The organism is Mesorhizobium sp. M7A.F.Ca.CA.002.09.1.1, from assembly GCF_003998555.1.
GTDB lineage: Bacteria > Pseudomonadota > Alphaproteobacteria > Rhizobiales > Rhizobiaceae > Mesorhizobium > Mesorhizobium ciceri.
In genome coordinates this window covers 1-9,662 of record NZ_RZRR01000103.1, presented here as the reverse complement: position 1 = coordinate 9,662, position 9,662 = coordinate 1, and the positions used below count along the sequence as shown (strand labels likewise).

The 9,662-nt window shown below is 61.2% G+C and carries 10 protein-coding genes and 1 pseudogene; 3 read left to right on the top strand and 8 right to left on the bottom strand.

Going from position 1 to position 9,662, the window contains the following annotated elements; translation table 11 throughout:
* Both EN994_RS07195 and EN994_RS07190 read left to right on the top strand, forming a co-directional pair.
* A partial coding sequence (locus EN994_RS07195) for an HIT family protein (protein WP_164745833.1) occupies positions 1-305 on the top strand: 305 nt, incomplete at its 5' end.
* Positions 306-508: 203 nt separating this feature from the next.
* Positions 509-1,537: a phosphatase PAP2 family protein gene (locus tag EN994_RS07190; RefSeq protein WP_244514298.1), complete on the top strand. Its 1,029-nt coding sequence runs from the start codon at positions 509-511 to the stop codon at positions 1,535-1,537.
* A gap of 186 nt (positions 1,538-1,723) precedes the next feature.
* On the opposite strand, the pseudogene EN994_RS07185 reads toward EN994_RS07190, so the two are convergent.
* From EN994_RS07185 to EN994_RS07170, 4 genes and pseudogenes are all read right to left on the bottom strand, one after another.
* Positions 1,724-2,031 (bottom strand): annotated as a pseudogene (locus EN994_RS07185) (hypothetical protein); the annotation flags it as partial.
* Positions 2,032-2,090: 59 nt separating this feature from the next.
* Positions 2,091-4,559 carry an ATP-dependent Clp protease ATP-binding subunit ClpA gene (clpA, locus tag EN994_RS07180; RefSeq protein ID WP_013531774.1) on the bottom strand — a complete coding sequence of 823 codons (2,469 nt, stop codon included), beginning with the start codon at positions 4,557-4,559 and terminating at the stop codon, positions 2,091-2,093.
* A gap of 6 nt (positions 4,560-4,565) precedes the next feature.
* Positions 4,566-4,895 carry an ATP-dependent Clp protease adapter ClpS gene (gene clpS, locus EN994_RS07175; protein ID WP_023812950.1) on the bottom strand — a complete coding sequence of 110 codons (330 nt, stop codon included), beginning with the start codon at positions 4,893-4,895 and terminating at the stop codon, positions 4,566-4,568.
* 296 nt (positions 4,896-5,191) lie between these two features.
* Positions 5,192-5,521, bottom strand: a complete 330-nt coding sequence (locus EN994_RS07170; RefSeq protein WP_013531776.1) for a phasin family protein — start codon at positions 5,519-5,521, stop codon at positions 5,192-5,194.
* A gap of 285 nt (positions 5,522-5,806) precedes the next feature.
* Between EN994_RS07170 and EN994_RS07165 the strand changes: the two genes are divergently transcribed.
* On the top strand, positions 5,807-7,216 hold the full coding sequence (locus EN994_RS07165; protein ID WP_013531777.1) for a D-alanyl-D-alanine carboxypeptidase: 1,410 nt from the start codon (positions 5,807-5,809) through the stop codon (positions 7,214-7,216).
* A gap of 46 nt (positions 7,217-7,262) precedes the next feature.
* Here the strand turns inward: EN994_RS07165 and EN994_RS07160 are convergent, their stop codons facing one another.
* The 4 genes from EN994_RS07160 to EN994_RS07145 form a co-directional block, all read right to left on the bottom strand.
* On the bottom strand, positions 7,263-7,961 hold the full coding sequence (locus EN994_RS07160; RefSeq protein ID WP_013531778.1) for a DnaJ domain-containing protein: 699 nt from the start codon (positions 7,959-7,961) through the stop codon (positions 7,263-7,265).
* A complete protein-coding gene (locus tag EN994_RS07155; protein WP_027161546.1) occupies positions 7,961-8,692 on the bottom strand; it encodes a hypothetical protein in 732 nt (243 codons plus the stop codon). The genes EN994_RS07160 and EN994_RS07155 overlap by 1 nt, the downstream gene beginning before the upstream one ends.
* Before the next feature lie 84 nt (positions 8,693-8,776).
* Positions 8,777-9,214, bottom strand: coding sequence for a DUF1489 family protein (locus EN994_RS07150; RefSeq protein WP_013531780.1), 438 nt, complete (start codon positions 9,212-9,214; stop codon positions 8,777-8,779).
* Between the two features lie 76 nt (positions 9,215-9,290).
* On the bottom strand, positions 9,291-9,662 hold a 372-nt coding region (locus EN994_RS07145; RefSeq protein WP_206530381.1), incomplete at its 5' end, for an L-serine ammonia-lyase, iron-sulfur-dependent, subunit alpha.

Genomic DNA, 9,662 nt, shown 5'->3' with positions numbered 1-9,662 from the left:
GCCATACGCTGGTGGTGCCGAAAGCGCCGTCGCGCAACCTTCTCGATGCCGATCCGTCAATTTTCGGCCATCTCTTGAGCGCCGTTCAGAAAGTGGCGCTGGCGGTGAAAAAGGCCTTCGGCGCCGATGGCGTCACCGTCATGCAGTTCAATGAGCCGGCCTCAGGGCAGACCGTCTATCATCTGCATGTGCATGTCATTCCGCGCTTCGACGGCATCCCGCTGAAGCCGCACACGGGCGAGATGGAGAAGCCGGAGATTCTGGTCGGTAACGCCGAAAAGATACGGACTGCACTCAAAAATTGAGAGCGGGAGGTCCGCCAATGATGTGGTGGACCGGGTCGAGAATATCGGACTAACAAGCGCCGTTCAGTCCAGAAGCCGATTCTAATGCCCGGCCGTGCCCAGTGCCGACTCAACCGTTTGCAACTCTAATCGTCTGATTAGGAAATATCGAACCATCTCACGGTAAAATGCTAACGCGTGGCGAGCTGTGGGGCTTCAAAACCATGGAACATTCGGTTGCGGCATCGGCCCCACTGGCGGGGGCAATTGTCGAGCGTGCTTTTCTTGGCATCTTGGCGGATGCCTTTTGGCGACACCGGCTGCTGCACGCTATGGCTGCCGCTGCGCTGCTTCTGGCAAGCGCAGTCGGGTGGCACACTGGAAACATGCCGGATTTCGGCGTTCTGGAGGAATACGCTGAGTATCTTTTCATCGCCTTCTGGATTTGCGGCTCAGCCTTTGCACTTGGGACGCTTCTCCATCTTGCGCTGGTCCAGCGGGATACCGAACCGCTGCACACCTTCCTCAAGTCACTGGGTAGATTCTTTGGCGACGCCGAACGCATTGCCAACAGCCTGAATGGCCTGGGTGCGGGTCTTGCCTTCATATCCGCGATCGGTGTGTTGAAGGGAGCCATTGCAATCCTCTCTCCGTTTGCATGGGACAAGGCATTGGCTCAGGCCGACCGCATCCTGCATTTCGGTCGAGCCCCGCACGAATGGTTGTGGTTTACCGTCCAGTCGCCGCTTGCATTGAAGATCATCAACATCGCTTACAATTTCTGGTTCGTCGTGCTCATTACCGCGGTTTTCACCGTGTGCATCGCACGCAAGGATACGAAGCTGCGTCACCAGTTCCTGATGAGCTTCATGACGGTGTGGACGCTGGGTGGCTTCTTCCTCGCGATGGGCCTGTCGTCGGCTGGCCCTTGCTTTTACGAGCGATTGGGGTTCGGCAACGACTTTCACGCCCTCATGCAAGCACTCGCCACCGCCGATCGCATCTATCCAATCTGGGCGCTCAACACGCAGGATATGCTGTGGGGTGGCTACACCGGCGCAACTACCGGCAGCGTCGGTATATCCGCCTTCCCATCCCTGCACGTTGCGATGGCGGTGCTGTTCGCTCTCTATGCAACGCGGCGGTCTCGGCTGGCCGGTGTTGTGATGTGGTTATTCGCGGCGTCATTATGGTCGGATCCGTCGTGCTTGGCTGGCACTATGCCGTGGATGGCTATGCGGGCGCATCCCTGATGGTCGCGATCTGGAAGGCGTGCGGATATTTGCTGACCCGTTTCGAGTCGGACAGCGCGGCCGCTGAGAGCTCCACCATGCAATCGCCGGCCCTTTGCGGGATGTAAATTCGCCGATCTGGACGAACTCGCCTGCGGCGGCATGCCGGTCAAAACGCCTCAAGGGCGGCGCTGGATGGGTTGGACATTTCCGAAACGCTGTTCGATACGGTCCTTGCCGAAGCTGCTCTGCGAGCGTGTCCGCGCATTGCCCAGGGCTCAGGAGCGACGTGTCGACTTCCAGATCGTACACGCCGGGCCGGTGCACCTCTTCCTGCCACAGGCGCGCCACCGGGCCGCAATCCCATCTCGGGTCGATAGCGCGGCGGCATGGCCTGATCGCAAACGTCGACACCGAGATTGATCCAGACGCCATCGAAGCACTCCTGAACAGCCTTGGCGATGCTTGTTTTTCGATCGCGGCGCACCGTTCAGGATGATGATCTGGCCGATTATGCCTACCCTCGCTCCAATAAAAAAGCCCCGTCTCCGGGGCTTTTTTGACTTTCGTAAGCTCAGTTCTTTCGGGGCAGTTGTGGCACCAGGCTGCGCTTGCCGCCGTCCTTGCCCTTGGCTTCGGGCTTCTGCGCCACCAGCTTCTTGGCCGCCGGCTTTTTCACCACGGCCTTTCTGGACTTCGGCGTTTCTTCCGGCTCTTCCTTCTTCGGCTTCACCGGCGCCTCGTCGGCCAGCGATTCGAGCTTCAGGCCGGTCTCGCCGGTTTCCTTCTTCTCGACGGTGACGCGCACCGTGCCGCCCTTCTTGAGCTTGCCGAACAGCACCTCGTCGGCCAATGGCTTCTTGATGTGCTCCTGGATCACACGACCGAGCGGCCGCGCGCCCATGCGCTCATCATAGCCCTTGTCGGCGAGCCAGGCGATCGCGTCCGCCGACAGGTCGAAGGTGACGCCACGCTCGGAAAGCTGGGCCTCGAGCTGCATGACGAACTTCTGCACCACCTGATGGATGACCGGCACCGGCAGCGAGCCGAACGGGATGATCGCATCGAGACGGTTGCGGAACTCCGGCGTGAACAGCCGGTTGATCGCCTCGACATCGTCGCCTTCGCGCTTGGTCGAGCCGAAGCCGATCGCCGCACGCTGCGCATCCGACGCGCCCGCATTGGTGGTCATGATCAGGATCACATTGCGGAAGTCGATCTGCTTGCCGTTGTGGTCGGTCAGCTTGCCATGGTCCATAACCTGCAACAGGATGTTGAACAGGTCCGGATGCGCCTTCTCGACCTCGTCCAGCAACAGCACGCAATGCGGATGCTGGTCGACGCCGTCCGTCAGAAGACCGCCCTGGTCGAAGCCGACATAGCCGGGAGGAGCACCGATCAGCCGCGACACGGTGTGGCGCTCCATATATTCCGACATGTCGAAGCGGATCAGCTCCACGCCGAGCGACGCGGCCAACTGCTTGGCCACTTCGGTCTTGCCGACGCCGGTCGGGCCGGAGAACAGGTAGGAGCCGATCGGCTTCTCCGGTTCGCGCAGGCCGGCACGCGCCAGCTTGATCGCCGAGGTCAGTGCGGTGATCGCAGTGTCCTGGCCATAGACGACTCGCTTCAGCTCGATATCGAGGCCCTGCAGCACCTTCTCGTCGTCGGCCGAAACCGTCTTCGGCGGGATGCGGGCCATGGTGGCGATCGTCGCCTCGATCTCCTTGATGCCGATAGTCTTCTTGCGCTTGGCTTCCGGCACCAGCATCTGCGAGGCGCCGGTCTCGTCGATCACGTCGATCGCCTTGTCCGGCAGCTTGCGGTCGTTGATGTAGCGTGCCGACAGTTCCACCGAGGCCTTGATCGCCTCGTTGGTGAACTTCACCTTGTGGAACTCCTCATAATAGGGCTTGAGGCCCTTCATGATCTCGATCGCGTCCTCGATGGTCGGCTCGTTGACGTCGATCTTCTGGAAGCGCCGCACCAAGGCACGGTCCTTCTCGAAGAACTGGCGGAATTCCTTGTAGGTGGTCGAGCCGATGCAGCGGATCGCACCCGACGACAGCGCCGGCTTCAACAGGTTGGACGCATCCATGGCGCCGCCTGAAGTCGCCCCTGCCCCGATCACCGTGTGAATCTCGTCGATGAACAGCACGGCGCCAGGATAATCCTCGAGCTCCTTGACGACCTGCTTCAGCCGTTCCTCGAAATCACCGCGATAGCGCGTGCCGGCGAGCAGCGTGCCCATATCGAGCGCGAAGATGGTGGCATTGTGCAGCACTTCGGGAACGTCGCCCTCGACGATGCGCTTGGCCAGGCCCTCGGCGATCGCCGTCTTGCCGACGCCGGGGTCACCGACGTAGAGCGGGTTGTTCTTGGAGCGGCGGCACAGCACCTGGATGGTGCGGTTGATCTCGGACTCGCGGCCGATCAGCGGGTCGATCTTGCCGGCCTTGGCCTTGTTGTTGAGATTGACGCAATAGGCCGTCAGCGCGTCCTGCTGCTGCTTCTTCTTGCCGCCTTCCTCTTGCGGCTCGGCGCCGTTCTGGCCGCCCTGCTCGTCATCGGCGCCGCGCGGCGAGCGTGTCTCCGACGCGCCCGGACGCTTGGCAATGCCGTGCGAGATGTAGTTGACCGCATCGTAGCGGGTCATCTGCTGTTCCTGCAGGAAATAGGCGGCATGGCTCTCGCGCTCGGCGAAGATGGCGACGAGCACGTTGGCGCCCGACACTTCCTCGCGGCCAGAAGACTGCACATGGATCACCGCGCGCTGGATGACGCGCTGGAAACCGGCCGTCGGCTTGGAGTCCTCGTCGTAGCCGGTGACGAGGTTGTCCAGCTCGGTGTCGATATAGGTGAGAACCGTATGCTTGAGCTCATCGAGATCGACATTGCAGGCGCGCATGACGGCGGCCGCCTCGGTGTCGTCGATGAGCGCGAGCAGCAGATGTTCTAGGGTTGCATATTCATGGTGCCGCTCATTGGCGAGCGTCAGCGCCTGGTGAAGCGCCTTTTCCAGGCCTTGGGAGAAAGCCGGCATGTTACCTCACTTCTTCTCCATCACGCATTGCAGCGGATGCTGATTCTGTCGGGCGAAATCCATGACCTGGGACACTTTGGTCTCGGCCACCTCGAATGTATAGACCCCGCACTCGCCCACTCCATGATTGTGAACATGAAGCATGATGCGTGTGGCGGCTTCGCGATCCTTCTGGAAAAAACGCTCCAGCACGTGAACCACGAACTCCATCGGAGTGTAGTCGTCGTTGAGGATGAGGACCCGATAAAGGCTGGGCTTCTTGGTCTTGGTTTTGGTGCGCGTGATGACGGCCGTCCCACGGCCGGCCCCATTGCCGTTACCGTCGCCGTCTTGCATTCGCACCACGCGTCTCGTGGCAGTCAAACCGATCGTCACGTATTCCTGCCTCTTTCGATTCCCCATGCGAGTTCGACATGTAGGTGTTCGATGTACGATTTTAAGCCCTTCTGGTTAGCTGACAATATGGCTAGGTCACCAAACTTGGACGATTTTCGCAATCGTGAAGGGGCGCGAGGCTCTGGAACGGAAATTGACACGAAAAAGCCCGGCCACGTTTCCACGGCCGGGCTTTTTCTCGGGTCAAAAGGCTGAATCTGGGTCACGTCAGGCGAAATCAGTTCGCCCGGGCGAAATTACTTCGCCTTGGCAACGATCGATTCGAATGGCTTGTAGGCTTCCTTGGCGAGTTCGGCATAGAGATCGCCGATCTTGGTAGCCTCGGCGACGAACGCCTCATAGGACTGCTTGGCGTAGTCCGACTGGATCTCGATGGCCTTTTCCAGCGACTTGGCTGAAAACAGCTTCTCCACAGTGGCGCTGCCGGTTTCAAAACTCTTCTTGGTGTATTCACCAGCCTCGGTGGCAATCGCCTGTGCGCCCTTGGAGAGCGACGCGAAGCTCTTCAATCCGGTGTCGGCGAACTCTTTGCCGTATTTGCTGAAGTCCTCATAGGTCTGGGTCATTTCACGATTCCCTTGACGGTTGAGGCGTCCTTCTTCGGGGCGCCCTTGTGCAATGCAAGATAATATATTGTGCGCCGCACAAAAGTCAAGATTTCGCGGGCTCGCGGACCCGCCTGCGCAGCCAATGGCTAAAAATCGAATAAAGAGAGCTTCAAGCACGAAGAAAATGGTGAACGCGGCGGTTACCATAAACGGATTGGTAACGCTGCGCCGGTAGCTTGGCCGGAAGCGAGGCAGGACCCTTTGCCGCCTCCAACGCAACGAAGAAATCCAAGGGAAGTACCAGTGCGTAAGGCGTTGTTGGGCATCGTTTCCAAATCCACCTCCCCTCTCAAAACGATGATGATCATCGCCTTGGCGATGACATTCGTTTTTGGAGACGTTGCCTCGTCGCTGGCGGCCAAGCAGGCGGCCATCGTCGTGGATGCCAAGACTGGCAAGGTGCTTTACTCCGCAGATGCCAACGGCAGGCGCTATCCAGCTTCGCTGACCAAGATGATGACGCTGTACCTGACCTTCGAAGCGATGGCGAAGGGCAAGATCAGCAGGAATACGCCAGTGGTGTTTTCCGCCAAGGCCTCCGCCGAGGCGCCGACGAAACTTGGCGTGAAGCCGGGCGGTTCGGTCACGGTCGAGACCGCGATCCTGTCGATCGTCACCAAGTCGGCGAATGACTCGGCCACCGCGCTCGGCGAAATGCTCGGCGGCAATGAAACCACTTTTGCCCGCATGATGACCGCCAAGGCGCGTGCGCTGGGCATGAACGGCACCGTGTTCCGCAACGCCAATGGCCTGCCAGACCCTGGCCAGTTCACCACCGCGCGCGATATGGCGACGCTCGGCATCGCGCTGCGCGAACATTTTCCGCAATATTACGGCTATTTCTCGCAGCGCTCCTTCCTCTACGGGCGTCAGCGCATCAACGGTCACAATCGCCTGCTCGGACGCATCAAGGGTGTCGACGGCATCAAGACGGGCTACACCCGCGCCTCCGGCTTCAACCTCGTCTCGTCGGTTTCCGACGGCAATCGCCGCATCGTCGGCGTGGTCATGGGCGGCAGTTCCGGCCGCAGCCGCGACAATCAGATGGCCAGCTTGATCAACACCTATCTGCCGAGGGCATCGACTCGCGGCGGTGGCGATCTGGTGGCCAAGGCCGGCGGCAACAACCCGGTCACCGCCCTCGCCCAGGTTCTCCTGCCCAAGCATGACGCTCCGACGCCCGATGACAAGCCTGTTGTGGCGCAGGACGACGCCACCGTCGCCGAGGACGCCACGGTCGCGGAAGACGATACCCCGCAGGCCGAAGAAGCAGCCCCCGTCGTCAAGACCAGAAAGGTCAAGACCGTCATCGTTTCAGCCCCCCAGGTCGCGACGGCCCAGGTCGTCGCTGCCTATGCCGAGCCAACACCAGCGGCCGTCGATCCGGTCAACACGGCGTCGGTGCCGTCGGGCTGGGCCATTCAGGTCGCCTCGTCGCCAAAGCAGTCCGAGGCACAGGCCTTCCTCGACAAGACCACCAAGCAGGCGCCCAAGGTGCTGGCCGACGCCTCCGGCTTCACCGTCGCCTTCGACAAGGACGGCGTCACCTACTATCGCGCCCGCTTCGGCGGCTTCGGTTCGAAGACCGCCGCCTGGAAGGCCTGCACCGCTTTGAAGAAGAAGAACATCGAGTGCTACGCCGTCCAGCAGTAGGACGGCGTGGAAATCATCTCCCGGAAAAATTCTGCGTCGAAGGAGACTAGTTGTGATTGGAGAGCAAGACGTCCTTGGCTTCGTTAATCCGCGCCGCCAGGAAAGACGTGCCGCCGACATCGGGGTGCAGGCGCTGCATCAGGCGGCGGTGCGCCTTGCGGACATCCGCCGCGGCGGCCCCCGCTTCAAGACCAAGGACCTTGTAGGCCTCCTCCTTAGTCATGGCGCCCGGACCTGGCGCAACACCCAGCCCTTCGCCACCGTTCGTCTCAGTGTTTTTGCGCCAGACGGGAAATCTGCCGTCAAGATACGTCTCTAGCAACTGCCGGCTCTCCGGATCACCGGAGAGTTCGCGGTAGAGGTGCTGCAATTCCACCAGCCCCATCGCGCCAAGCATCTTGCCTTCGTGGCGGCCAGCCAGGACCAGTCCTTCGAGGCCGCCGGTATCGTGATCGAGCTCCATTTCCAATGCCGCTGTGCGCACCGTCGAGCGTTTGCCCGGTGCAAGCCCCGCCGGCTGGCGTTTCATTCGCATGGAACCATACCAGGCAATTGCCGCGGTGAGGATCATGCCGCCGACGCCTTCACGGCCGACCACCAGCACGGCGACGCCGACAACTGCCAGAAGAGCCGGCCCAAGCGTTCGCAGCGTGCCCGCCAGTTTCGCTGGCTCGGCACGCAGAAAAATCGTCACCGCGCCGAGCAGCAGCAAAAGCAACGCTACAAAAGCGATGATTGCGCCCATTATTTTCCGCCGCCCCGCAGATGCTCGATCATCAGCCGGTCTTCCGGCCTGCCTCTGGCTTCGAGCGCCTTCAACCCGCCGGTCGCGAACACGGCGACAGCCGAAAGCAGTCCGGCCAGGGTCGCGGCAGCCCGCCGATCAAACCGGAACCAGGCCCCCTTGGACAGCCGCGCAACCTCTTTGAATGCCTTTTCCGCGCTGGAATCATGGCCTTCCTGAAAGACGAAGACAGGAACGCCATGAAGGCCGAGGCTGCCGGCCTTTTCGGCCAGATCGTCGATATCCTCTTCCATCGCATCGCCGATATAGACCAGCGCATTGACCTTAGCGGTTGCCGTCTGTTTCAACGCATGCGCCAGCACCTTGCCGATCTGGGTGTGACCGCTGCGGCACTCGATCCGCGTCATCAGCTGCTTCAAGGCATTGGTGTCGCTCACGAAAGCGGACGAACGGCACTCGCCAAGACCGCGAAAATAAACCAGTTGCACGCTGAGGGTTCCTGCCTTGCCGACGGCGTCGAACATCTGGCCCTGCAGCGTGCAGGCCAGATCCCAGGTTGGCTGGCGGCTCATCGTCGCGTCGAGAGCAAGGATCAGCCTGCCCGAACCGGTCGCCGATGCGGCAAGTGTCCTCGCCTGGCGAATGAAGGCGTCGATCTCGCCAGCGTTGGATTGAGGCTTGATCGGCGCAGGATTGGTCCTCGCTGGCACAGGTTGCTTCTTATCGCTCATAAAAAACAAGATGTGGCGTTGCCACATCGCTTGCAAGCCCCACATCGGGTGGCACAAAGGGCCAGACGGTGATGCCACCTGGGGTCAGAGCAGGCCGAGGTCGGCAAGCTCGCGCCTGAGTTTCGGCGGCATCTCGATCAGTCCGGCCTTGCCCTTGCCCAGATCGAGCGGCGCGTCGGCCGGCTTCAGATAGCGCCAGCCCTGAAAGGCCCGGCGCGGCTGCCAGTCGGTTCGAACAACCTCGGGGTCGAGAATCAGGTGGCAGCGGCCGATGCCTTCACTATCGGTGAACGGCCGGATCTCGGTGATCAGTTGGCGGCACTGCACATTTCCTTTGATCACCCAATAGAGCGAACCGCCATCGGTGACCTCGGCGCCGCGCGTCGGCATCATGCGCGTGGTGTGATATTGCTCGACCGGCTCACCGGCGCGCCGCCGCTCGTCGAGGCGGAAGGCGATCCACTCCTCGAGATCTTCGACGCTGTCGCAGCCGACACAGAGTTTTATGAGATTGAGAGACATCGCTTAAGGTTAGTCCCGCATGCGGACGCGTCAACGACCGGATCGACTTCTCCACAGTGGCAGTTTAGGCCAGCCTTCAGCATTCCACGACGTTGACGGCGAGCCCACCCAGGCTGGTTTCCTTGTACTTCTCGTTCATGTCGAGGCCGGTCTGGCGCATGGTCTCGATTGCTGCATCGAGAGGTACGAAATGGGTGCCGTCGCCCTTGATGGCCAGTGACGCTGCCGTCACCGCCTTGACCGCGCCCAGCGCATTGCGCTCGATGCACGGCACCTGCACCAGCCCGCCAACCGGATCGCAGGTCATGCCGAGATGGTGTTCGAGCGCGATCTCGGCGGCATTCTCGACCTGCTCGGGCGTACCGCCCATGACGGCGCACAGGCCGGCCGCCGCCATTGCCGATGCCGACCCGACCTCGCCCTGACAGCCGACTTCGGCGCCGGAGAT

Coding starts and splice junctions, on each gene's coding strand:
- EN994_RS07170 (WP_013531776.1), bottom strand. CDS start 5,521: ATGACCCAGACCTATGAGGACTTCAGCAAATACGGCAAAGAGTTCGCC.
- EN994_RS07160 (WP_013531778.1), bottom strand. CDS start 7,961: ATGGGCGCAATCATCGCTTTTGTAGCGTTGCTTTTGCTGCTGCTCGGC.
- EN994_RS07150 (WP_013531780.1), bottom strand. CDS start 9,214: ATGTCTCTCAATCTCATAAAACTCTGTGTCGGCTGCGACAGCGTCGAA.
- clpA (WP_013531774.1), bottom strand. CDS start 4,559: ATGCCGGCTTTCTCCCAAGGCCTGGAAAAGGCGCTTCACCAGGCGCTG.
- EN994_RS07155 (WP_027161546.1), bottom strand. CDS start 8,692: ATGAGCGATAAGAAGCAACCTGTGCCAGCGAGGACCAATCCTGCGCCG.
- EN994_RS07190 (WP_244514298.1), top strand. CDS start 509: ATGGAACATTCGGTTGCGGCATCGGCCCCACTGGCGGGGGCAATTGTC.
- clpS (WP_023812950.1), bottom strand. CDS start 4,895: ATGCAAGACGGCGACGGTAACGGCAATGGGGCCGGCCGTGGGACGGCC.